Annotated in this window: 20 protein-coding genes; 14 read left to right on the top strand and 6 right to left on the bottom strand. The window is 66.4% G+C overall.

Translation table 11 applies throughout. The features are described 5' to 3' along the window. Positions 1-53 precede the first annotated feature (53 nt). Complete coding sequence (locus AXYL_RS04400; protein WP_013391619.1) at positions 54-821, bottom strand: crotonase/enoyl-CoA hydratase family protein; 768 nt, start codon at positions 819-821, stop codon at positions 54-56. A 276-nt stretch (positions 822-1,097) separates the two neighbouring features. Here AXYL_RS04400 and glyQ point away from each other — a divergent pair, with 276 nt between their 5' ends. Genes glyQ through def form a run of 8 tightly spaced genes read left to right on the top strand, consistent with a single transcriptional unit; the run spans position 1,098 to position 8,521 of the window. Continuing rightward, on the top strand, positions 1,098-2,009 hold the full coding sequence (gene glyQ / locus AXYL_RS04395) for a glycine--tRNA ligase subunit alpha (RefSeq protein WP_013391618.1): 912 nt from the start codon (positions 1,098-1,100) through the stop codon (positions 2,007-2,009). Further along, positions 2,010-4,148 (top strand): glycine--tRNA ligase subunit beta, encoded by a 2,139-nt coding sequence (glyS, locus tag AXYL_RS04390; protein ID WP_013391617.1) that lies wholly within the window; start codon positions 2,010-2,012, stop codon positions 4,146-4,148. Next, positions 4,145-4,684, top strand: a complete 540-nt coding sequence (gene gmhB / locus AXYL_RS04385) for a D-glycero-beta-D-manno-heptose 1,7-bisphosphate 7-phosphatase (protein ID WP_013391616.1) — start codon at positions 4,145-4,147, stop codon at positions 4,682-4,684. Before glyS ends, gmhB begins: the two co-directional genes overlap by 4 nt. Positions 4,685-4,688: 4 nt before the next feature. Next, positions 4,689-5,417, top strand: a complete 729-nt coding sequence (locus AXYL_RS04380) for a lysophospholipid acyltransferase family protein (protein WP_013391615.1) — start codon at positions 4,689-4,691, stop codon at positions 5,415-5,417. Next, on the top strand, positions 5,404-6,384 hold the full coding sequence (locus tag AXYL_RS04375) for a M48 family metallopeptidase (RefSeq protein WP_013391614.1): 981 nt from the start codon (positions 5,404-5,406) through the stop codon (positions 6,382-6,384). Before AXYL_RS04380 ends, AXYL_RS04375 begins: the two co-directional genes overlap by 14 nt. A 20-nt stretch (positions 6,385-6,404) precedes the next feature. Next, complete coding sequence (locus AXYL_RS04370) at positions 6,405-7,547, top strand: 2-aminoethylphosphonate--pyruvate transaminase (protein WP_013391613.1); 1,143 nt, start codon at positions 6,405-6,407, stop codon at positions 7,545-7,547. Positions 7,548-7,559: 12 nt separating this feature from the next. Then, positions 7,560-7,955 (top strand): lactoylglutathione lyase, encoded by a 396-nt coding sequence (gloA, locus tag AXYL_RS04365; RefSeq protein ID WP_013391612.1) that lies wholly within the window; start codon positions 7,560-7,562, stop codon positions 7,953-7,955. Positions 7,956-7,987: 32 nt separating this feature from the next. Continuing rightward, a complete protein-coding gene (gene def / locus AXYL_RS04360) occupies positions 7,988-8,521 on the top strand; it encodes a peptide deformylase (protein WP_013391611.1) in 534 nt (177 codons plus the stop codon). 38 nt (positions 8,522-8,559) lie between these two features. Here the strand turns inward: def and AXYL_RS04355 are convergent, their stop codons facing one another. After that, on the bottom strand, positions 8,560-10,806 hold the full coding sequence (locus AXYL_RS04355; protein ID WP_013391610.1) for an acyl-CoA dehydrogenase: 2,247 nt from the start codon (positions 10,804-10,806) through the stop codon (positions 8,560-8,562). A 153-nt stretch (positions 10,807-10,959) separates the two neighbouring features. On the opposite strand from AXYL_RS04355, the gene AXYL_RS04350 reads away from it, so the two are divergent. Continuing rightward, positions 10,960-12,189, top strand: a complete 1,230-nt coding sequence (locus AXYL_RS04350) for a nucleoside recognition domain-containing protein (protein ID WP_041654907.1) — start codon at positions 10,960-10,962, stop codon at positions 12,187-12,189. A gap of 52 nt (positions 12,190-12,241) precedes the next feature. On the opposite strand, the gene pyk is transcribed toward AXYL_RS04350, so the two are convergent. Beyond that, entirely contained in the window at positions 12,242-13,684 is a 1,443-nt protein-coding gene (gene pyk, locus AXYL_RS04345; RefSeq protein ID WP_013391608.1) for a pyruvate kinase, read from the bottom strand. Positions 13,685-13,790: 106 nt separating this feature from the next. Between pyk and AXYL_RS04340 the strand changes: the two genes are divergently transcribed. Continuing rightward, positions 13,791-14,933 (top strand): glycerate kinase, encoded by a 1,143-nt coding sequence (locus AXYL_RS04340; RefSeq protein WP_013391607.1) that lies wholly within the window; start codon positions 13,791-13,793, stop codon positions 14,931-14,933. A gap of 78 nt (positions 14,934-15,011) precedes the next feature. Further along, a protein-coding gene (locus AXYL_RS34245) for an IS3 family transposase (RefSeq protein ID WP_085947818.1) occupies positions 15,012-16,360 on the top strand; the annotation gives its coding sequence in 2 pieces (ribosomal slippage) (positions 15,012-15,459 and positions 15,459-16,360; 1,350 coding nt in all). Positions 16,361-16,425: 65 nt separating this feature from the next. Here AXYL_RS34245 and rsmA read toward each other — a convergent pair. From rsmA to AXYL_RS04315, 3 genes are read right to left on the bottom strand one after another with little or no spacing between them, the layout of a single operon-like run. Then, positions 16,426-17,217, bottom strand: coding sequence for a 16S rRNA (adenine(1518)-N(6)/adenine(1519)-N(6))-dimethyltransferase RsmA (rsmA, locus tag AXYL_RS04325; RefSeq protein ID WP_013391604.1), 792 nt, complete (start codon positions 17,215-17,217; stop codon positions 16,426-16,428). 18 nt (positions 17,218-17,235) lie between these two features. Continuing rightward, positions 17,236-18,834 carry a peptidylprolyl isomerase gene (locus AXYL_RS04320; RefSeq protein ID WP_013391603.1) on the bottom strand — a complete coding sequence of 533 codons (1,599 nt, stop codon included), beginning with the start codon at positions 18,832-18,834 and terminating at the stop codon, positions 17,236-17,238. Beyond that, complete coding sequence (locus AXYL_RS04315; protein ID WP_041652258.1) at positions 18,831-21,191, bottom strand: LPS-assembly protein LptD; 2,361 nt, start codon at positions 21,189-21,191, stop codon at positions 18,831-18,833. Before AXYL_RS04315 ends, AXYL_RS04320 begins: the two co-directional genes overlap by 4 nt. Before the next feature lie 169 nt (positions 21,192-21,360). Here AXYL_RS04315 and AXYL_RS04310 point away from each other — a divergent pair, with 169 nt between their 5' ends. The 3 genes from AXYL_RS04310 (at position 21,361) to AXYL_RS04300 (ending at position 23,933) form a co-directional block, all read left to right on the top strand. Continuing rightward, positions 21,361-22,401, top strand: coding sequence for an aminoglycoside phosphotransferase family protein (locus tag AXYL_RS04310; protein WP_013391601.1), 1,041 nt, complete (start codon positions 21,361-21,363; stop codon positions 22,399-22,401). Then, the gene (gene murU / locus AXYL_RS04305) at positions 22,401-23,087 is read left to right on the top strand and encodes an N-acetylmuramate alpha-1-phosphate uridylyltransferase MurU (protein ID WP_013391600.1); all 687 of its coding nucleotides are present in this window, start codon (positions 22,401-22,403) and stop codon (positions 23,085-23,087) included. The genes AXYL_RS04310 and murU overlap by 1 nt, the downstream gene beginning before the upstream one ends. 147 nt (positions 23,088-23,234) lie before the next feature. Continuing rightward, positions 23,235-23,933: a DUF6776 family protein gene (locus AXYL_RS04300; RefSeq protein ID WP_013391599.1), complete on the top strand. Its 699-nt coding sequence runs from the start codon at positions 23,235-23,237 to the stop codon at positions 23,931-23,933. The last annotated feature ends 58 nt before the right edge of the window (positions 23,934-23,991 follow it).

Here is a 23,991-nt window from a genome sequence, read left to right as displayed (position 1 = left end):
ACGTGAAAACGCGGCCGGCAGAACCGGCCGCGCGCGGGTGCTTGAAGCCTATTTTATTTCCCTTGCCAGACGGGCTTGCGCTTCTCGGCGAAAGCCGTGGCGCCTTCCTTGGCGTCGGCCGACGAAAAAATGTGCGCAATCAGCGGACGCTGCTGGTCGAACATGCTGGCCTGGTCCCAGTCGCCCGACTGCGCAACTACGCTCTTGGCGGTCTGCACCGCCAGCGGGCCGTTCTCGACGATGGCGCGGGCCAGTTCCAGCGCGCCGGCCAGGGCAGCGCCCGGCTCGGTGATGCGGTTGACCAGGCCGAAGGAATAGGCGCGCTCGGCCGTCAGCATTTCGCCCGTCAGGATCACTTCCATGGCGATGTGGTACGGCAGGCGGCGCGGCAGGCGCAGCATGCCGCCAGCGCCGGCCACCAGGCCGCGCTTGACTTCCGGCAGGCCGAACTTGGCATTGCTGGCCGCCACGATCAGGTCGGACGCCAGCGCCATTTCGCAGCCGCCGGCCAGCGCATAGCCTTCCACCGCGGCGATCAGCGGCTTCTTGGGAGGCCGTTCGTTCAGGCCGGCGAAACCGCGGCCTTCCACGTAGGGACGCTGCCCCGACTTGGCGAAGGCCTTCAAGTCCATGCCCGACGAAAACGTGCCGCCGCCGCCCGTCAGGATGCCGATGCGGATGTCGTCGCGGCTGTCCAGCTGGTCCAGCGCCGCGGCCAGGGCCTGCGCGGTTTCCAGGTTGATGGCGTTCTTGGCCTCGGGACGGTTGATCGTGATGATCTGGATGCCGTCGGTGACTTCTACCTTGATCAGGTCTGACATGGGACTGCTCCTTCCGGGAATTCTCGGAATCGGGTTCCGGGTTTTATATAAGACTTGGTACGCAACCTGGAATCATACGATCATTGGTTTGCAGGCGCAGGGCGAGGCCCGCGAGGCGTCCACCAGCGGCACACTGTCCCCCAACGAGCCGCCCCGCAGGCCTAGATGTAACCGTCCGCCCCGCCTTCGGAAGCCGGCGCGCCCCAGGCCAGTTAAAATGCCGGGTTTCCCACGCCCAGGGCAAGCCTGGCCCGGCGGCCGAATTCCAAGAATCCTATGCTCACCTTTCAGCAAATCATCCTTACGCTCCAGGAATACTGGGACAAGCAGGGTTGCGCCCTGCTGCAGCCCTACGACATGGAAGTCGGCGCCGGTACCTCGCATACCGCCACGTTCCTGCGCGCGATCGGCCCGGAGCCCTGGCGCGCGGCCTATGTGCAGCCCTCGCGCCGCCCCAAGGACGGCCGCTACGGCGAAAACCCCAACCGCCTGCAGCACTACTACCAATACCAGGTCGTGCTCAAGCCTGCGCCCCCGGAAATCCTGGACCTGTACATCGGTTCGCTCAAAGCCTTGGGCATCGACCCGGCCCAGCACGACATCCGCTTCGTCGAGGACGACTGGGAAAACCCCACGCTCGGCGCCTGGGGCCTGGGCTGGGAAGTCTGGCTCAACGGCATGGAAGTCACCCAGTTCACCTACTTCCAGCAAGTGGGCGGCCTGGACTGCACGCCGACCACCGGCGAAATCACCTACGGCCTGGAACGCCTGGCCATGTACCTGCAGGACGTCGAAAGCGTCTACGACCTGGTCTGGACCGAAGGCGCCAACGGCAACCGCGTGCTGTACCGCGACGTGTTCCACCAGAACGAAGTGGAACAGTCCACCTACAACTTCGAACATTCGTCGGCCGAGATGCTGTTCTCGCACTTCAATGACTACGAAGCCGAGGCCAAGCGCCTGATGGAAGTGCCGCTGGCGCTGCCCGCCTACGAGGCCGCGCTGAAGGCCGCGCACACGTTCAACATGCTGGACGCGCGCGGCGCGATCAGCGTCACCGAGCGCGCCGCCTACATCGGCCGCATCCGCAACCTGTCGCGCGCCGTCGCGCAGGCCTATTACGATTCCCGCGAACGACTGGGCTTTCCCATGCTGGGCCGCGACAAGGCCGCCGGGGAGGCAGCATAAATGACGACGAACATCCGCCCGCTGCTGGTCGAACTGCTGACCGAAGAACTTCCGCCCAAGGCCCTGCAAAAGCTGGGCCAGGCCTTTGCCGAAGGCGTGCGCGCCACGCTGGAGCGCCACGGCCTGCTGGCCGCCGGCTGCGCCATGACCGCCTATTCCACGCCGCGCCGCCTGGCCGTGCACCTGTCCGCCGTGCTGGCGCAGGCGCCGGACCAGCCCTATGCCGAAAAGCTGATGCCGGTGAAGATCGGCCTGACCGATGACGGCAAGGCCACGCCCGCGCTGCAAAAGAAGCTGGCCGCGAAGGGCCTGGAAAACATCGACCTGGCAACCCTGGAACGCGAGTCCGACGGCAAGCAGGACTACCTGGTCGCGCGCGGCACCGCCGCCGGCGCCCAGTTGGCCGCCGGCCTGCAGGAAGGCATCGATGCCGCCATCAACGGCCTGCCCATCCCCAAGGTCATGCGCTACCAATTGGCCGACGGCGTCACCTCCGTCAAGTTCGTGCGCCCGGCGCACGGCCTGGTCGCGCTGTTCGGCGCCGACGTGGTGCCGGTGTCCGCGCTGGGGCTGGCCGCCGGCCGCGACACGCTGGGCCACCGCTTCATGAGCGCGGGTCCCGTGTCCTTCGCCGACGCCGACGCCTATGCCGCCACCTTGGCCGAAAAGGGCCGCGTGATGGCCTCATTCGAAGGCCGCCGCGACGAGATCCAGCGCCAGTTGCTGGACCATGCCGGCCGCCTCAACGCCACGCTGGGCGACGATCCCGAAGTGGCCGCGCTGCTGGACGAAGTCACGGCCCTGGTCGAACACCCCACCGTCTACGTGGGCCAGTTCGAAGAGCAGTTCCTGCAAGTGCCGCAGGAATGCCTGATCCTGACCATGCGCCTGAACCAGAAGTACTTCCCGCTGTTCGATCCGGCCAGCGGCCGCCTGACGCACCGCTTCCTGATCGTCAGCAACATGCACACCGACAATCCGGTGAACATTGTCGAAGGCAACCAGCGCGTGGTGCGCCCGCGCCTGGCGGATGCGCAGTTCTTCTTCGAAACCGACCGCAAGACCCCGCTGGCGGCGCGCGTCGAGCAATTGGGTTCCATCGTCTATCACAACAAGCTGGGCACCCAGCTGGAACGCGTGGAGCGCGTGCGCGCCATTGCCCGCGGCGTGGCCGAGCTGCTGGGCGGCGACGTCTCCGCCGCCGACCGCGCGGCCATGCTGGCCAAGGCCGACCTGGGCTCCAACATGGTGGGCGAATTCCCCGAGCTGCAAGGCGTCATGGGCGCCTACTACGCGGCCGGCGACGGCGAGCCCGACAGCGTGGTGCAGGCCCTGCGCACGCAGTACCGCAACCGCTACGACGCGCCCGTCACCGCCGACACGCTGACCGCCGCCGTCCTGTTCGTCGCCGAGCGCGTGGAAACCATGGTCGGCATCTGGGCCATCGGCCTGGCACCCACCGGCGAACGCGACCCCTTCGGCCTGCGCCGCGCCGCGCTGGGCCTGATCAGCGCCTTCGAGCAACTGGCCGCGGGCGGCTGGCTCAAGATCAGCGAGGCTGGCCCGCTGTCGCTGGACGGCCTGCTGGAACTGGCGGCGGGTACCTTCCCCGCCGGCAAGATCCCTGCCGACACGCTGCCCGAAGTCCGCGCCTTCATCTATGAGCGCTACCGCAACCAGCTGATCAACGAGTTCGACCGCAATGCCGTCGAAGCCGTGGTCGCGCTGACCCCGCCGCTGCACCAGGTGGCCGAGCGCGTGCGCGCCGCCGCCGCGTTCGCGCAACTGCCCGAGGCCGCCAGCCTGGCCGCCGCCAACAAACGTATCGGCAACCTGCTCAAGAAGGCCGAAGGCGAGATCGGCGCCGTGAACGACGCCGCGCTGGTGGAACCGGCCGAAAAGGCCCTGGCCGCCGCCGTGTCCGCGCTGCGCCCGAAGGCCGAGGCGCAACTGGCCGCTGGCGATTTCGCCGGCAGCCTGAGCACGCTGGCCCAGGTCCGCGAGCCCGTGGACGCCTTCTTCGCCGACGTCATGGTCATGGCCGAAGACCCGGCCGTGCGCGCCAACCGGCTGGCCCTGCTGAGCCAGCTGCATGGCCTGATGAACCAGGTCGCTGACATCTCCAGGCTGGCACAGTGAAACTCATCATCCTAGACCGCGACGGCGTCATCAATCAGGACAGCGATTCGTTCGTCAAGAATCCCGACGAATGGATCGCCCTGCCCGGCAGCCTGCACGCCATCGCCCGGCTGACGCAGGCGGGCTGGAAGGTGGTGGTCGCCACCAACCAGTCGGGCCTGGCGCGCGGCCTGTTCGACATGGACACGCTGACCGCCATCCACACCAAGATGCGGCGCGAGCTGGCCGCCGCGGGCGGCAGCATCGACGCGGTCTTCATGTGCCCGCACGGCCCGGACGACAACTGCTCCTGCCGCAAGCCCAAGCCCGGCATGTTCGAACAGATCGGGCACCGCTACGACGTCGACCTGGCCGGCGTGCCGGCGGTGGGCGATTCGCTGCGCGACCTGCAAGCCTCGTCGTCGGTCGGCTGCTCGCCCTGGCTGGTGCTGACCGGCAATGGCAAGAAAACATTGGCCAAGGGTGGCCTGCCCGACAACACCCGCGTGAGCGACGATCTGTCGGCCGTGGTCGATACCTTGCTGCAGGACCATTGATCCGATGGCCCGGCTACGTTCGCTGCTGTACTTCCTGTTCCTGGCCGTCACGGTCATTCCCTACGCCTTCGCCTGCATTCTGTGGGCGCCGCTGCCGCTGCATTGGCGCTACAAGCTGACCGTGGGCTGGCCGCGCCTGGCCATCTGGGGCGCGCGCTTCTTCTGCGGCATCCGCTGGCAGGTCAAGGGCTGGGAAAACCTGCCCGACGGCCCCGCGGTGCTGCTGTCCAAGCACCAGTCGGCCTGGGAAACGCTGTTCTTCCCGGCCTACATGCCGCGCGAAGTCTGCTTCGTCTACAAGCGGGAGCTGCACATGGTGCCGTTCTTCGGCTGGGGCCTGGCGCTGCTGCGCATGATCCCGATCGACCGCGCCAAAGGCCGCGACGCCTTCGAGCAGGTGGTCAAGCAGGGCCAGACCCGCCTGGACGAAGGCCGCTGGCCCCTGCTGTTTCCCGAGGGCACCCGGGTCCCGCCCGGCAAGACCGGCCGCTTCAAGATGGGCGGCGCGCTGCTGGCATCGCGCACCGGCGCGGTCGTCATCCCGGTGGCGCACAATGCCGGCGAATGCTGGCGCCGCAACGCTTTCATAAAGTATCCCGGCATGGTTACCGTCTCCATCGGTCCCGCGATAGAATCCAAGGGACTCTCCCCCGACGAACTGAACCAGAAGGTTCAGGACTGGATCGAAGGGGAAATGCGGCGTCTCAATCCAGAAAGGTATGGCCAGCACTGATCAGCTCGAACTCCTGTTCGATGAACAGCAGCACGACGCGCCCGCAGGCGCGTCGCCGCTGAGCGCCGCGCCCAAGCCGCCGGCCCCGCCCCGGGCAACGCCGCCCAAGCCCCTCTTCCCCGATCTGCCGCCAGCCACCGCGGCCACGAGCGAACCTTTGCTAACGCCCTCGCCCAACGCGGCGGCGCGCGTCCCCACGCCCTGCCCCGATCCGCTGCCGCCCGGCGCGCGCTGGCGCGAGGTTTCGACCGAGCAACAACCCATAGGCTTCGTGCTGCTGCGCTCGCGCCGCCGCAGCATCGGCTTCGTGATCACCGACGACGGCCTGCGCGTCACGGCCCCCAACTGGGTCACGTTGACGCAGGTGGACGACGCCGTGCGCGAAAAGGCCCGCTGGATCCTGGCCAAGCTGCGCGAATGGCACGCCCGCAAGCAGCAGCTGGCCATGGCGCATACGCGCTGGCAGCCCGGCGGCGAGCTGCCCTATCTGGGCAAGCGCATCGTCATCGGCGTGGGCGGCGACAGCCGCCAGGCCAACCTGTCCGGCGATGCGGACGCCCCCCAGGATGGCGACACCCTCTGGTTGGCGTTGCCGTCCTCGGCGGACCAGGGCCGTATCCGCGATTCGGCCCAAGCCTGGTTGCAGCAGCGCGCCGGCGCCTGGTTCGGCGCCCGCCTGGCCCATTTCCTGCAGATCAGCGGACTGAAGATCCAGCGCTGGCGCCTGTCGTCGGCCGCCACCCGCTGGGGCTCCTGCACCAGCGACGGCAACATCATGCTGAACTGGCGCCTGATCCATTTCGCGCCCGCCATCATCGACTACGTCATCGCGCACGAGCTTGCCCATTTGCGCGAAATGAACCACAGTCAGGACTTCTGGCGCGAAGTGGGGCAGATCCTGCCCGACTTCGAAGACGCCAAGAACATCCTGCGGCGCCACGACCCCGCATCCTTGCCTCAGTTCTGAGGCATCCAGGAGACACGAAAATGTTGCTGCTGATTCCGGGCCCGGTCACGACCGACGCGCGGGTGAAGGCCGCCATGGCGCAAGACTATGCGCCGTGGGACAACGATTTCCGCCAGACCTACCGGCAGGTCTGCGACGGCGTGCTGCACGCGGCGCAGGCGTCCCCCGACGAGCACGCCGCGCTGGCGCTGCCGGGCTGCGGCCACTTCGCGGTGGAAGCCGCAATCCGCAGCTTCATCCCCGCCGGCGGCCGCCTGCTGGCGCCCTCCACCGGCGCCTATGCCGCCCGCCTGCAGAAACTGGCCGGCGACGCGGGCCGTGTGGCCGTACCCTTGTCCGTGGGCGCCACCGAGCGGATCGATCCGCAAGCAGTCGCCAAGGCGCTGGAACAAGACCCCACGCTCACGCACCTGGCCCTGGTCTACAGCGAAACCGGCAGCGGCATCTGCCACGACGTGCCTGAACTGGCGCGCATCGCGCACACGCTGGGCCGCCGCGTTATCGTCGACGCCGTGTCCGCCTTCGGCGCGCTGCCCCTGGACTTGCGTGCCCTGCCCGCCGTGGAAGCGGTGGTGCTGACGGCCAACAAGTGCCTGGAAGGCATGCCCGGCGCCGCCTTCGTGGTGGCCCGGCGCGACAGCCTGGAAGCCGCGCGCGGCGTCGCCGGCAGCTGGTCGCTGGACCTGGCGGACATCTATCAGCAAAGCCTGCAGCCCAACGCCGGCCCGCGCTTCACGCCGCCCGCGCCCACGCTGGCCGCGCTGGCCGTGGCGCTGGCGCTGCACCTTGAGGAAGGCCGCGAGGCGCGCCTGGCGCGCTACACGGGCAATATGCGCACGCTATATGATGGCGTCAGGGAGCTGGGCCTGACCCCGTACCTGCCGCCTGCCTTGCAGGGCCCCATCGTCGTCAACGTCCGCGCCCCGGACGCCCCGACCTGGAACCTGCAATTGTTCGTGGACGCCCTCAAGCGCCGCGGCTACGTGCTCAGCAACTTCTACAACACCGAACAACCTTCGTTCCGGGTCGGCTGCATCGGCGCCTTCGGGCCCGACCAGATGCGGCAAGCAGTCGACGCCATGGGCGGCGCGCTGCGCGACATCGGCATCACCCGGGAAGCCGCCGGCAACGGCGCATTCTTCCCGCTCCCCCTCACCGCTTAAGGAAAACATCCCATGCGTATGCTCCACACCATGCTGCGAGTCGGCAACCTCGACAAGTCCATCGACTTCTATACCAACGTGCTCGGCATGCGCGTCCTGCGCCGCAACGACTACCCCGACGGCAAGTTCACGCTGGCCTTCGTCGGCTACCAGGACGAAACCGAAGGCGCCGTCATCGAACTGACCCACAACTGGGACACGGACAAGTACGACCTGGGCACCGGCTACGGCCACATCGCCCTGGAAGTGGACAACGCCTACGAAGCCTGTGACAAGGTCAAGGAAAAAGGCGGCAAGGTCACGCGCGAAGCCGGCCCGATGAAGCACGGCAAGACGGTCATCGCCTTTGTCGAGGACCCCGACGGCTACAAGATCGAATTCATCCAGAAGAAAGGCCGCCAGGACTGAGCCCCGCGCGGCTGACGCCAGGAAGACACCCCATGATCCACACCATCCTGAAAATGGGCGATCCGCGGCTGCTGCGCGTGGCCGCGCCCGTGGAACGCTTCGACACCCCCGAGCTGCACGCGCTGATCGACGACATGTTCGAAACCATGGCCGCCGCGCAAGGGGTGGGCCTGGCCGCACCGCAGATCGGCGTGGACCTGCAACTGGTGATCTTCGGCTTCGACCGCAACGAACGCTATCCCGACGCGCCCGCCGTGCCGCAGACCATCCTGTGCAATCCCGTCATCACGCCGCTGTCCGACGAGATGGAAGACGGCTGGGAAGGCTGCCTGTCAGTGCCGGGCCTGCGCGGCCTGGTGCCGCGCTACCGCCGCATCCGCTACAGCGGACGCGACCCTTACGGCCAGCTCATCGAGCGCGAAGCCGACGGCTTCCATGCCCGGGTGGTGCAGCACGAATGCGACCACCTGATCGGCCGGCTCTATCCGTCGCGCATCCAGGACTTCAGCAAGTTCGGATTCACCGAGATCCTGTTCCCGGACATGGATCCGAACCAGGACGACTGAGGCCTCGCTCCCGCGTTGCGGGAGCCTGCGTCTCTAGCCTAAGCCTCGCCCGGGTCCGCCTTGGCGGCCTGCGGCGACAGCTCCTCGGGCGCGAAATCGTCCACCTGCAGCACTCGCGACACCAAGGCCTCGGCCTGTTCCAATTCGGCCGCCTGCGCGTCGGTGATGGCGCCGCGCTGGTGGGCTTCGCGCCAATCACGCACGCCGGACTGACGCACCCGGTCGCGCAGCGGCTGCACGGCGTCCGCCAGCGCGAACGCGCGGGTCAAGAGGCCCACTGGATCGTCACCGGCCGCGCCGGCCTCGCGGTGCAGGTCGGCCGCCAGGCGCACATGCGTGGGCGACGGCTTGAGCAGCAGTTCCGCGCATTCCCGGGTCAGGGCGTCATCCGGTCCCTTGGCCAGGCGCAGCGGCAGGATGGCGACGCGCAGCCCCCATGACAATACGCGGCCCGGCAAATTGCGCAGGACCTGGTCCATGCTTTTCTCGATGCTGGCGTAGCCCTGCTCCATGCACCACCGAACCAGCGGCAGGTCATCATGCTTGCGGCCCTCGTCCTCCCAGCGCTTGAGCACCGCCGACAGCAGGTACAGCTCGGACAGGATGTCGCCGAGGCGCGCGGAGATCATCTCACGGCGCTTCAGGCCGCCGCCCAGCTGCGCCAGCGTGGCATCGGCCAGCAGCGCGAAGCCCGAGGCATAGCGCCCCAGCCGCCGGTAGTGCCCGGCCACGGGACCGGATGAAGGCGCGGGCGCCAGCATCCCGCCAGTCCATGCGCGGCCGATGGCGCGCAGCGCGTTGAGTCCGGTGTGGCGCAGGTGGCGCCAGAACACGTCGTGGAAGACCTCCATGCCGCGTTCTTCGTCGGGATTGCCCAGCGCCAGGATTTCCGGCATCAGGTAGGGATGGGCGCGGATCGCGCCCTGGCCGAAGATGATCAGGTTGCGCGTCAGGATGTTGGCGCCCTCGACCGTGATGGCGATGGGTACGGCGCGGTAGAGCGCGCCCAGGTAGTTGCTGGGGCCGTCGATGACGGCGCGGCCGGCATGGATATCCATCGCGTCGTTGACCGAGCCGCGCATGCGCTCGGTGGCGTGGTACTTCATGATGCCCGAGACCACCGCCGGCTTGACGCCCTGGTTCAGCGCGGCGCAGGTCAGGCGCCGGGCCGCTTCGACCAGGTAGGCATTGCCCGCCAGCCGCGCCAGGCCTTCCTGCACGCCCTCGAACTTGCCCACCGGGATGCCGAACTGCTCGCGCACGCGGGCATACATGCCAGTGGTATGCGCGCACATCGCGGCGGCGGCGGCCGACAGCGAAGGCAACGAAATACCGCGGCCCGCCGCCAGCGCGCTCATCAGCATCTGCCAGCCGTGTCCGGCGCGCTCGGCGCCGCCGATCAGCGCGTCCAGCGGCACGAACACGTCGCGCCCGCGGTTGGGGCCGTTCTGGAAGACCTGCATGGCGGGCAGATGGCGGCGTCCGATCTCCACGCCCGGCGCTTCGGTCGGCACCAGCGCGACCGATATGCCGATGTCTTTGGGACCGCCCAGGATGCCGTCCGGGTCCGACATCTTGAAGGCCAGGCCCAGCACCGTCGCCACCGGTCCCAGCGTGATGTAGCGCTTGTGCCAGTTCAGCCGGATGCCGATCAGTTCGCGCCCATCGACCACCTGGCGGCAGACCACGCCGGTATCCACCATGGACGCGGCGTCCGAACCGGCCTCGGGACTGGTCAGGCCGAAGCACGGCACCTCGCGGCCGTCCGCCAGCCGCGGCAGCCAATAATCGCGCTGCGCCGGCGTGCCGAACTGCATCAGCAATTCGCCCGGCCCCAGCGAATTGGGCACCATGACGGTGACGCCCGCGGTGATGGAATAGGCCGAGATGCGCCGCACGACCTCGGAGTGCGCATAGGGCGAAAAACCCAGGCCGCCGTAGCGCCGCGGAATGATCATGCCGAAGAAGCGTTCGGCCTTCAGGAAATCCCATACTTCCGGCGGCAGGTCGCGGCGGTTCCAGGTGATGTCCCATTCGTCCAGCATGGCGCAGAGCCGCGCCAGCGGGCCCTCGATGAAGCGCTGCTCGTCCGCGGTCAGCGTGGCGGCGGGCACGTCCAGCAGCTTGCGCCAATTGGGGTTGCCGGTGAACAGGTCCGCGTCCCACCAGGTGTCTCCGGCTTCGATGGCCTCGCGCTCCGTGGCCGACATGGCCGGCAGCGCGTTGCGCGCCCAGCGATAAGCGGGTTCCGAGATGCGGCGGCGGCGCCAGGCATTGAAGTCCATGAGTTTTCCTCACTGTTATGGCCCCAGGCCTCAGGGCGTATCAGGTCAAAGTACCAGAATTGGCGGCGCCGGGCCAAGCTGCGGCCTACCGACTCTGCGACAATGGGCGACGGCGCGCAGCGCGCAATCCATCGCTATCCGGGCAGTCTCCGCATGCTGAACAAACTTTGGCTGGGCTTTTTCCTTACCGCGGCCGCGGCGGCGCTGTACCGCTGGCTGATCATCGGCGACCCCGAGGTTTTCCGCCTGATGGTGGCCAGCCTGTTCGACATGGCCCGCGTGTCGGTGGAAGTGATGGTGCTGCTGTTCGGCACGCTGACGCTGTGGCTGGGCTTTCTGCGCATCGCCGAGGGTGCCGGGCTGGTGGAAAGGCTGGCGCGCGTGCTGGGGCCGCTGTTCGCGCGCCTGATGCCCGAGGTGCCGCGCAACCATCCCGCCATCGGCCTGATCACGCTGAACTTCGCCGCCAACGGGCTGGGGCTGGACAATGCCGCCACGCCCATCGGGCTGCGCGCCATGCGCGAACTGCAGTCGTTGAATCCCACGCCCGAAACCGCCAGCAACGCGCAGATCCTGTTCCTGGTGCTGAATGCCTCGTCGCTGACCCTGCTGCCCGTGACGCTGTTCATGTTCCGCGCGCAGCAGGGCGCGGCGGACCCGACGCTGGTGTTCCTGCCCATCCTGCTGGCCACCAGCGCATCGACCCTGGCGGGCTTTCTGGCCGTGGCGGCCTGCCAGCGGCTGCGCCTGATCGATCCCGTCGTCATGCTGTGGCTGGGCGGTGCGGCGCTGCTCATGGGCGGCTTCATGGCGCTGCTGGCCAGCATGTCGGCCGCCGCCATCGCCTCGCTGTCGTCGCTGCTGGGCAATCTGACGCTGTTCGGCATCCTGCTGGCCTTCCTGATCGCGGGCGCCTGGAAGAAGGTGCCGGTCTACGAGGCCTTCATCGAAGGCGCCAAGGAAGGTTTCGACATCGCCAAGAGCCTGCTGCCTTATCTGGTCGCGATGCTGTGCGCGGTGGGCGTGCTGCGCGCCTCGGGCGCGCTGGATTTCCTGCTCGACGGCATCCGCTGGCTGGCGGTGCAGGCAGGCTGGGACACGCGCTTCGTGGACGCCCTGCCCACCGCCCTGGTCAAGCCCTTCTCGGGCAGCGCGGCGCGCGCGATGATGCTGGAAACCATGGCGCATTTCGGCGTGGACAGTTTTCCGGCGTTGCTGGCCGCAGTGGTCCAGGGCAGCACCGAAACCACCTTCTACGTGCTGGCGGTGTACTTCGGATCGGTGGGCATCCTGCGGGCCCGCCATGCGGTGGGCTGCGCCCTGATCGCCGACCTGGCCGGCGTGCTGGCGGCCATCGGCGTGTGCTACTGGTTCTTCGGCTGAGACTCGTCGGGGCGGCAGGAAACGCCGGCATGGCGCCCCTGCCCTCCTCGCATCAATCCACCAGCAGGATCTTCATCCCATTGGTGCCGCCGCTGTCGCGGTAGAAGTCGCCCTTGGTCAGGATCACCCAATCGCCGGTCTGCACCAGATTGCGCTTGCGCAGTTCGTCGATGGCGGCGTTGCTCAGGTCGGCGGGCTCGTAGTCCGACGGCGAGAACGGCACGGTGTAGACCCCGCGGAACATCGCCACCCGGTTCTGCGTGGCGCTATGCGGGCTGTAGCAATAGATCGGCACGCCCGAACGGATGCGCGACATGATCAGCGGCGTATGGCCGCTTTCCGTCAGCGCGATGATGGCCTTGACGCCTGGAAAATGATTGGCCGCGTACATGGCCGCCAGCGCGATAGTCTCGTCGCAACGCGTGAAGGTCTCGCCCAGGCGATGATGCGACTTGGTCGAGGTAGGGTGCTTTTCCGCGCCCAGGCAGACGCGAGCCATGGCCTGCACGGTTTCCACCGGATACTGGCCCGATGCGCTCTCCGCCGACAGCATGACCGCGTCGGTGTAGTCGAGCACCGCGTTGGCCACGTCGGACACTTCGGCACGCGTGGGCATGGGGCTGGAGATCATGGACTCCATCATCTGCGTCGCGGTAATGACGACCTTGTTCAGGGTGCGCGCGTGCTGGATGATGCGCTTCTGGATGCCCACCAGTTCGGCATCGCCCACTTCCACGCCCAGGTCGCCGCGCGCCACCATCACACCGTCGCTGGCGCGGATCAGGGCATCCAGCGCTTCATCGTCGGCCACGGCTTCCGCGCGCTCGATCTTGGCGATGATCCAGGCCTGGCTGCCGGCTGCCGCCAGCAGCGTGCGGGCCTCGTCGATGTCGCTGCCGTAACGCGGGAACGACACGGCCACGTATTCCAGATTCATTTCCGCGGCCAGTTTGATGTCGACGCGGTCCTTGTCGGTCAGGCTGGGCGCGGAGAGGCCGCCGCCGCGGCGGTTGATGCCCTTGTTGTTCGACAACGGGCCGCCCACTGTCACGGTGGTGTGGACCTCGTCGCCTTCGACGCTGTCCACCACCAGCACCACGCGGCCGTCATCCAGCAGCAGCTCGTCGCCGACACGGCAATCCTGCACCAGTTCGGGGTAATCGATGCCGACGATGCTGGCCGTGCCGGCCTCTTTGGGATGCACGCGCGACAGCGTGAACGGCTGTCCGACCTGCAGTTGGACCAGCTTGTCCGTGAAGCGCGCGATACGGATCTTGGGCCCCTGCAGGTCGCCCATGATGGCGACGAAGCGGCCCTGCTTGGCGGCGATCTCGCGCACCATGCGAGCGCGCTCGCGGTGGTCGTCCGGGCTGCCGTGCGAAAAGTTCAGGCGGGCCACGTCCAGGCCCGCGCGGATCAGCGCTTCAATGCGTTCGGGCGTCGAAGTCGAGGGTCCCAGGGTGGCGACAATTTTGGTGCGGCGCAATACGGGCATGACGATCCACTCTCGCTAAAACGACAAAAACGCTATGGTACGCCGGCCGCGCTCACGCAGGTATCATGGGCATCATCCCAACCGAAAAACGAGCTCGACTGAACCCGTGAAAATCGTCATCGCCCCCGACTCTTTCAAAGAAAGCGTGTCCGCGCCCGATGCCGCGGCAGCCATTGCGCGCGGCGTGAAGGCCGCAATCCCCGGCGCCCATACGGTCTGTATTCCGATGGCCGACGGCGGCGAAGGCACGGTGGAAGCCGTGCTCGCCGCAACCGGTGGCAAGGAACAGCAGCTGACGGTGAACGACGCATTGGGCTACAAGGTCGACGCCGTGTGGGGGCTGCTGGACGATGGCACGGCGGTGATCGAAATGGCCGCGGCGGCGGGCCTCGAACTCATCGCGCCCTCCAAGCGCGATCCGATGCGCGCCAGCAGCCATGGCGTGGGCGAACTGATACTGGCCGCCGTGAACGCGGGCGCCAAGCGCATCATCCTGGGCCTGGGCGGCTCGGCCACCAACGATGCCGGCGCCGGCATGTTGACGGCCCTGGGCGTGCGCCTGCTGGATGCGGATGGCCGCAGCCTGCCGCCTGGCGGCGGCGCGCTCGGCAAGCTGGCCAGCATCGATACGCGCGGCCTGGATCCGCGCCTGGCCGAGATCCGCATCGACATTGCCTCGGACGTGGACAACCCCTTGTGCGGCCCTCAGGGCGCTTCGCACGTGTTCGGCCCGCAAAAGGGCGCGACACCCGAACAAGTGCAGATCCTGGACCAGATGCTGACGAACTTCGCCGACGTGTGCGCGAAGCACCTGGGCGCCGACCACCGCGGCCAACCCGGCGCGGGCGCCGCGGGCGGCCTGGGCTTTGCGGCCAAGGCCTTCCTCAACGCCAGTTTCCGCCCCGGGGTGGAGATTGTCGCGGAACTGGGCGGCCTGGCTCAGGCGATCGAGGGCGCTACCCTGGTGTTCACCGGCGAAGGCCGCATGGATGCGCAGACCCTGCGCGGCAAGACCCCCGCTGGCGTGGCGAAGATCGCGCAGCGCGCGGGCGTGCCGGTCGTGGCGCTGGCCGGATCGCTAGGCGAAGGCTACGAAGCGCTGCATGCCTGCGGCATCAGCGCGGCCTTCAGCCTGGCCCCCGGCCCCATCACGCTGCAACAGGCGCTCACCGATGCCGAAAAACTGCTGGCCGACCGCGCCCGCGACGTCATGCAACTCTGGATGACCGCGCAAAAACGCATGCTGTAGGCACTGAATTGAAAAAAGCCCGCTGTATGAACTGACCCCCGAAAGTTGGACGTAGATCCAACCTTCGGGGGTTTTTACATGACGAAGTACGACGAGCGCTTTAAGCTGCGCGCGGTCAAGAAATGTTTATCAGGGCAACACAGTATTGAGTTGATTGCTGCTGAACTGCAGGTCGACTACTCGATGCTGCGGCGTTGGGTGTCGGGTTTTCAGATCCATGGGCGCGCGGCCTTGGCCAAGAAGTCCGGTCACTATGACGCGCAGTTCAAGCTGAGGGTGTTGAAGCACGCCGAGCGGGAGGGGCTGTCAGACCGAGAGGTGGTCGCGCTCTACGATATTCGGTCAGCGGGTTCGATAGGCCAATGGCGCGCTCAGTATCATAAGCATGGTATTGGGGCGTTGGAGCCCCAGCCGAGAGGACAACGCGCCATGCCACATAAGTATCCCCCCGAGCCAGTGCCCAAAGACATGACCGAGGAGGAGCTACGCGAAGAGGTCGCGAACCTGCGAGCGGAGCTGGACTACCTAAAAAAGCTCGATGCCTTGATCGAAGCGGAAAAGACCCAAGCGCTCGTTGCAAAGCGCAAGTGGTCCAAGAATTGAGGCATAAGCATCCGCTGGAACGGTTGCTGCGCGCAGCCAAACTGTCGCGCAGCACGTTCTACTATCACCTGAAGGCGCAGGGCGCTGCCGATCAGTACGCTGATTTGAAGGCACGCATCAGTGCGGTCTATGCACGCCACAAGGGCCGCTACGGCTATCGCCGGATCACGGCCGCGTTACGCCAGGCGGGGGAATTAGTGAATCACAAAACGGTACAGAAGCTGATGCAGAGGCTGGGCCTGAAGTCGTTGGTGCGAGTCAAAAAGTACCGCTCTTACCGAGGCCAGTCGCATCACGTGGCGGCCAACGTGCTGGCGCGCGACTTCGTTGCTGAGCGGCCGAACCAAAAGTGGGTTACCGATGTGACCGAGTTCAAGGTACGAGGCGAAAAGCTGTATCTGTCGCCGGTCATGGACCTGTATAACGGTGAGATCGTGGCCTATGAGACCAGCCAACGGCCAGTGTTCAAGCTTATTGGCACCATGGTGAAGAAAGCGCTGGCGCGGCTCAAGCCCACCGACAGCCCCATCCTGCACTCAGACCAGGGCTGGCAGTATCAACATCCCCAATACCGCCGCATGCTGGCAGATCGGTCGCTTACCCAAAGCATGTCGCGCAGGGGAAATTGTCTGGACAACGCCGCCATGGAGAGCTTCTTTGGCACGTTGAAGTCCGAATTCTTCCACCTGAATCGCTTCGAAAACGTCGCGCAGTTACAGGCGGGCATCCGCCAGTACATCCGTTATTACAATCACGAACGCATCAAACTCAAGCTAAAAGGCCTGAGTCCGGTGCAGTACCGAGCTCAGGCCTTCGGGCTTTAGCTTCTGATCATCCAACTTCTGGGGGTCAGTTCAGTAGCGGGCTTTTAGATTTTTGGGGTCCAGCTTCAACCGGCCTGCAGCACTCCTGCCGCCACCAGTGCATCCGCCAGGCGAATATAGCGATCCACCGAAATATCCTCGGCGCGTGCCGTGGGCGCGATATCCAGGGCTTCCCAAGGCACTTGCGCAGCCCAGTCCGCCAGCACCCGGCGCAACATCTTGCGCCGCTGTGAAAACGCGCGCGCCACCACTGTTTCAAAGGCCCGCTCGCTGACCGGACGCAAGCGGTCCGCCGGCAAGGGCACCATGCGCACGATCGCCGACACCACCTTGGGAGGCGGATCGAAGGCTTCCGGCGGCACGTCGAACAGCTTGTGCATGCGGTAGCGCGATTGCAGCATCACCGACAGGCGGCTGAAGTCGCCTGAACCAGGTTGCGCGACCATGCGGTCGATCACTTCCCGCTGCAGCATGAAATGCTGGTCGCGGACGTGCCCGGCCCAGGTCATCAGATGGAACAGCAACGGGCTGGAGATGTTGTAAGGCAGATTGCCCACCACCCGCAGCGCCGGTCCGAACTGGGAAAAATCCACTGTCAGCGCATCGGCCTCGACCACGGTCAGGCGGCTGGCGTCGAACTGCTTGCGCAGTCGCGCCGCCAGGTCGCGATCGATCTCGACCGCCGTCAGATGATCCAGACGTTCGAGCAGCGGCCGGGTAAGCGCGGACAAGCCCGGGCCGATCTCGACCACGGTGTCGTCGCGGGCGGGCGAAACCGCCCGGACGATGGACTCGACCACGCTCTCGTCGGTCAGGAAGTTCTGGCCGAAACGCTTGCGCGCCTGGTGCTGTGACATGTAAAGCCTGTAATGCGTTTAACGGTTGTTCTGCTGGATCTTCTGCTGCTTTTCCAGGCGGTTGTCGATGTAGGCCTGGGCGCGCAGCTGCTCCAGCCAATCTTCGAACGCGGGCTGGGCGCGGCGTTCGAACAGGATCTGGCGAGCCTTCATGCGGGCCATGTCGTCGGTGGCGTCGTGCTGGCGGCGCTCTTCCACTTCGATCAGGTGCCAGCCAAAGGGCGATTGCACCGGTTGGCTGATCTCGCCCGGCTTCAAGGCGTTCATGGCGGCCTCGAACGGCGGCACGGTTTCGCCCGGGTTCAGCCAGCCCAGTTCGCCGCCTTGCGGGGCGGTGGCGTCCTGCGAATACTGGCGCGCCATGTCCTCGAACTTGGCGCCGCCGCTCACCAGGCGCTGACGGACCTGCTCCAGGCGCTGACGCGCCAGTTCGTCGCTCATAACGGTGGAGGTCTTGATCAGGATGTGGCGGGCGCGGGTCTGCATCACTTCCACCGGGCCCTGGTGCGCAGGCGCCTGCGCGGGCGCGGCGGCGGGCTGCGGCGCCTGGGCCGGCGCCGGGGCGCGGGCCGTGCGGGCAGGCGCGGGCTGGGCGGTGCCGCGGTCCATCACCTTGATGATGTGAAAGCCGTTGCCGCTTTGGATCAGGCTGCTGACCTGCCCTTTCTGCAGATTGCTGACGGCCTGCACGAACAGGTCGGGCCAGCCGTCCAGCGGGCGCACGCCCATGACGCCGCCCTGCAAGGCTTCGGGACCGTCCGAGGCCGCGGCAGCCAGGCTGGCGAAGTCGTCGCCGCGCTTGGCTTGCGCCAGCAGGCCTTCGGCCTTCTTGCGCAGTGCGGCCAGTTGCTCGGGCGACGAGCCTTCAGGCACCCGCACCAGGATCTGGGCCAGGGCGTAAAGCATCGGGCCCGACGGCGCGGCGGCCTGCTGGGGCTCGGGTTGCGGCTGGGCCTGCGGCTGCGGCTGCGGGGCCGCCTGCGGCGCCGCGCCGAACGCCGGATTGCGGCGCTGGTCCTTCAGGAAGGCATCGACTTCGGCATCGGAAATCACGATCGTGGAGTCCACCGCGCGCTGGCGCAGGCGGTCGGTGCGGATCTCATCGCGCAACGACTTGCGGTAGCCATCCCAATGCGTGCCGGATTTTTCGATCTCCTGGCGCAACTGGGCCACGGTGATCTTGTTGCGGGCGGCGATGGTCTGGATGGCCTGATCGACTTGCGCATCATCCACCCGTATGCCCAGGCGGTCTGCTTCATGGCGTTGCACGCGCTCCATGATCAGGCGTTGCAGCACCTGATGCTGCAGGGTCTGGTCATCGGGCACCTGGATGCCGCGGGACTTCAACTCGCCTGAAATACGCAGGGACGCATCGCGCAATTCACGCAATGTAATCACGTCCTTGTCCACCACGGCGGCAATGCCGTCGACGAACTGCTCGCGCTGCGGCGCGGGCGCCGGCGCGGCATTCTTCTGCGCGGCGGGATTCGGCTTGGCGCCATTGCTCGCGGCCTTGCCACCCTGCTCGGCCGCATGGGCCATGGGCAAGCCGGCGCACACGGCCAGCAGCAGCGCATTGCCGGAGAGGCGGCGCAAAGAGTGCAACCTACGCATCATTCATACCTTTCAAATGTGGTCCCGGTGGGCACTGGCGGCGTAATGCGCGAGTAGCCGGGGATACTTCTGTTCAGCAGGTTCATCGGGTCGGTTCCGAGGGAACCCAGGCCGGTCAGCTCAAGCTGGAAGAACACTGCGGAGTTGGCGTCCGTGGCGGAAATAGCGTACCGCTGGTAGACCACGCGGCCCACCCAGCAGCAATCGCCCTTGTACTCCAGGCCAGCGATGGCCTGCGTCACCCGCGGAGAGTCCGTCGTATTGGCGATCGTGCTCGACGGTCCGGAACGCAAGGAATAGTCCACCCGTCCGACACCGTACCAACGCTTGCTGAACGGCCATTGGACCGCCATGCTGACCTGGTTCTGGCCTTGGGGTTGATAAGCGACACCCGGCTGGGGGTCACGCTGATAGCGATAGGACAAGGCGACCGTGGTCAGACGTTGGGGGGACCAACGCGCGCTGATCAAACCGCGTGACCAGTTGTTGTCATAGGGGTTGTATTGGGCCGCGACTTCCGTGCTGAGCGTATCGGTCAAGGCTGCGCTAGCCCCAACCAAAAAGTCGGAGCGCACGTTTTCGCGCGGTGTCTCGTAGGGTAGCGTGACCTTCTGGTCCGCGAAATAGAACCGCTGCGCCACTGCCAGCGACAAACGTTCGAAGCCGGTATCGGCATCGAGCCAGCGCGTGGTCAACGCCGCGGTCAGCTGGTTTGCATTCGCGATACGGTCCCACCCGCCGGTATAGATGTTCTCATCGAACGCCTGCGAGAAGCTGAAATCGGCCAGGGAGGTATCGTAGACGGGTAGCTTGGACTGGTCGCGGTAGGGCACGTACAGGTAGTACAGGCGCGGCTCCAAGGTCTGCGTGGAAGCCTTGCCGAACAGCGAAGTATCGCGCTCGAAGATCAGCCCCGAATCCAGAGACATGATCGGCACCGTACGGGATTGGGAGCGCGGAGTACCTGGGCTCAGGTTGTACCAGTCGGTGTCGTATTGCGTGTAATTGACGCCCGCCTTGGGCACGATGAACCAGCCCGGCTTGACGATGGGGTAGGAAACCGTGGGATAGGTCTGGAAGCGGTTGCCATCGGGTCCCAAGCGCTGGCCGTCGAACAACGACCTGCGGAAGCGCACGGCCGTCGAAGTCCAGTCGACGTCAAAACCGCCCCAGTCATAGCGGGCGCCGCGGAAGGCGAGTTCCGGCTCCTTGTCATACGGCGGCGCCAGCGGAGCATCGGGATCCTGCAGCGTCTGATACTTGTGGACCTGCACATAGCCGCTCCAATAGCCGGACGCAGACGTCCAGCCCACCCGCGCGCGTTGCGGCAAATAGGTCGTCGAGGCCTGGTTCAGGCCCAGCTGCGAAATGTCGCGGAAGTAGTTGTCATCCGACACCTTCGCGATATCCCAGTCCGCATAGAACCCGTAGGGCAGCATCTGCTGGTGGCGCCACCAGTACATCCAACGGTCGCTGTCGGTCAGCTTGTCATTGGGCAGGTAGGTGCCATCCAGGATGCCGCTATAGGTGCTGCCGAGATAACGGAACTCCCCGCCCATCTGCAGCCCGCGCTTGGAGAAGTAGCGCGGCTGCACGGTCATGTCATAGTTCGGCGCCAGATTCAGGTAATACGGAATCGAAAAATCGAAGCCGCCCTGGCTGGTCGTGCCGTAAGTCGGCATCAGAAAGCCCGACTTGCGCTCCTTCTTGACCGGGAAGGTCATGTAGGGCGACGCCAGAATGGGCACGTCCTTGAAATACAGCACGCCGCTGCGCGCCACGCCTTCGTTCTCGTCGTAGTCGATGTCGACGGTCTTGGCCTTGATGTACCAGGACGGCGTTTCGCAGGCGCAGCCGCTATAAGTCACTGTGTGCATCCGCATCTGCGACCGGCTGAAGATGTCCGCATGCTCGGCGACGGCGAAGCCGCCGTTGGCGCCCATCCAGAAATTCGGCTTTTCAATCTCGCCCGAGGACTTGTCCACGTTGAACTTGGCGTTCGGCCCGATCACCAGGGTGCCGTCGCGCATCATGCGCGCGCTGCCCTGGACGTCGACTTCGCCCGTGTCCTTGCGGTAGTTGATGCGATCGCCCTTGATCACGCTGTCGATGCGGCGCACCTGGGCGTTGCCGGTCAGGGTCAGGTCGGAGTCCGGATCGCCGTCGATGGAGTCCGCCTCCATGAAGGCGGGAATGCTGTCGTCCGGCAGGCGGTGCATCCGCAAGCCCGGCGAAGTGCGCAACACGGGGGTCGCCGAGGTCGACGACGCGGCGGGAACGCTGCCCTGGCTACCCTGGGCCTGGACGGCTCCGGCGGCGACACTGACAGCAGAGAGGATCAACCATCGAACCTTGCGCACGAGTGAAAACAGCCCTTTTTGACGATGGTGGGAACGCGACACCGGCACCCACGGAGGGCCAATGCTAACGGAAACGAGCCGGTATTATAGAGAAGCCGCGCCATAGGCCCAGACTTATGTGCTCGGAACACAATTCTCAGCAATATTGCCTTTCTGACACGGATCTTCCTTGAAAAACGATCACGACCCCCGCCTGGAGCTGATCCGCAACTGGCTGGGCAGCCTGCCCGCCAGCCTGAACCTGGCCATCGACACGCTGCGTCCGGCGTCGGCCGACGCCAGCTTCCGCCGCTATTTCAGGCTGGACGCCGGCGAGCGCACCCTGATAGTCATGGACGCCCCGCCCGCGCACGAGGATTGCCGCCCCTTCCTGCACGTGGACCGCCTGCTGGCGGACGTCGGGCTGAACGTGCCCGCCGTGCTGGAACAGGACCTGGACCAGGGCCTGCTGCTGCTGTCCGACCTGGGCGAACAGACCTATTACCAGCGAATCCAGGCGGGACTGCCGGACAGCGAACTGCAGACGCTGTACCGCGAGGCCCTGGCCGCGCTGGTCCGCCTGCAGCAGGCATCCACCACTAGCCTGGGCACCTACGACACCACCCGTCTGGCCGACGAGCTCAAGCTGTTCCCCGAGTGGTACGTGCAAAAGCACCACGGGGTGACGCTGGACGACAAGACCGCGAACGCGCTGGAAAAGATCTTCGCGCTGTTGTCCACCAGCAATGGCGGACAGGCCCAGGTGCTGGTGCACCGCGATTACCACTCGCCCAACCTGATGGTCTGCGACCAGCCGCAATACGGCCCCAATCCCGGCATCATCGACTTCCAGGATGCGCTCATCGGTCCCATCACCTACGATCTGGCCTCGCTGGTGACCGACGCCCGCACCACATGGGAAGAGCCCCAGCAACTGGATTGGGCCATCCGCTACTGGGAAATGGCGCGGACGGCGGGCTTGCCGGTGGATCCGGATTTCGCCGAATTCCACCGCGCTTATGAATGGATGGGCCTGCAGCGCAACCTGCGCATCCTGGGCGTGTTCGCCCGCCTGAACCACCGCGACGGCAAGGCGCACTACCTGGCCCACATGCCGCGCATGAACGGCTACGTGCGCCAGGTGGCCCAGCGCTACAGCGTCTTCACGCCGTTGCTGCGCCTGCTGGACAAGCTGGACGACCGCCAGGTCAGCGTCGGGTACACGTTCTGATGCGGGCCATGATCCTCGCGGCGGGGCGCGGCGAACGCATGCGCCCGCTGACCGACCGCCTGCCCAAGCCCCTGCTGGCCGTGGGCGGCCAGCCGCTGATCGTCTGGCACCTGCGCCGGCTGGCGGCCGCCGGCATCCGCGACGTCGTCATCAACCATGCCTGGCTCGGCCACGAGATCGAGCGGGCGCTGGGCGATGGCGCCGCGCACGGCGTGCGGATCCGCTATTCGGCGGAAGCGACCGCGCTGGAAACCGCTGGCGGCATCGCCCAGGCGCTGCCCCTGCTGGGCGGCGAGCCTTTCCTGGTCGTCAACGGCGACGTGTGGTGCGACTGGGATCCCGCTGCGGCGAACGATCTGGCAAGCGTCCTCCCCGACGGCGGCGCCTGGCTGCTGCTGTCGGACAATCCGCCGCAGCACCCGGCCGGCGATTTCCGGCTTGAGGCCGACGGCAGCGTCCATGCCCAGGGCGAACCTCGTTTGACCTTTGCGGGCATCGGCGTCTACCATCCCTCGTTGTTCGCCGACGTCCCCCGGGGCGCGGCGGCGCCCCTGGCTCCCTTGCTGCGGCAGGCCATGGCCCGAGGCCTGGTGCGCGGCGCGCGCCATGCGGGCAAATGGACGGATGTCGGCACGCCGCAGCGGCTGGCGGACCTGGATGCCGAACTCAACGGACAGGGCCGCTGATGTCCACATATTTCACAATATCAAGGTGCGCAACCAGGCTTGTCCGCGCACCCAACCGCCCCGGCTAACGGGGTATTCTCTAGCGCTTTGACCTGCGCGCGCTGCGCGCGGGCGAGCAAACATACAGGAAGTTTTCTAGGAATGGGGATGTTCGGAAGATCGCAACGGGCTGTGTTCAAGCCCTCCGTGTACCAGCCCGGCCAACGCACGCGCCGCATGCCGCGCTGGCTGGTCCTGCTGCTGGTGGGCATCGCCCTGGGCGCCGGCGGCGTGCTCTTCCTGCAGACCAACTACGGTCCGCAACGCCTGACCGTGGAACAGTCCGAGCAATTGCACAGCGAACTCAGCACGGCAAATCTTGAGCGCCAGCGCCTGCAAAGCCAGCTCGAGGAAGCCACCCAGCAGCGCGACGCCAACAAGTCCGGCCACGAAAAACTGACCGCCGACCTTTCTGACGCCCGCAGCAAGATCGACACGCTGAACAAGGAACTGGTGCTGTTCCAGGACGCCATGCCGGCCGACCCGCGCGGCGGCAACCTGGGTATCCGCTCCGCCACCTTCAAGCGCGCGCCCGGCCTGCTGGATTACCAGGTGCTGGTCATGCGCGAAGAGCGCCAGGGAGCCCCGTTCAAGGGCACGCTGACCTTCTCCATCGACGGCACCTATCCCAATGGCCGCGCCGCCACCGTCACGCCGGAAGGCCCTGCCCTGAACGTCGACCGTTACGACTACGCGCTGGGCCAGCTGAAGCTGCCCGATGGTTTCACGGCCAAGGTCGTGGTGCTGCGCGTACTGGACGGCGCGCAGAAACAGCAGGCGATGCGTATCTATTACGTGCGCAACTGAAACGCCCCTACAGCCCGACGACCCGCCCTGATCCGGCGGGTTTTTTTTGCCCCAACAA

The organism is Achromobacter xylosoxidans A8 (genome assembly GCF_000165835.1).
GTDB classification, from domain to species: domain Bacteria; phylum Pseudomonadota; class Gammaproteobacteria; order Burkholderiales; family Burkholderiaceae_B; genus Achromobacter; species Achromobacter xylosoxidans_B.
This window is presented reverse-complemented; position numbering and strand designations above follow the sequence as displayed.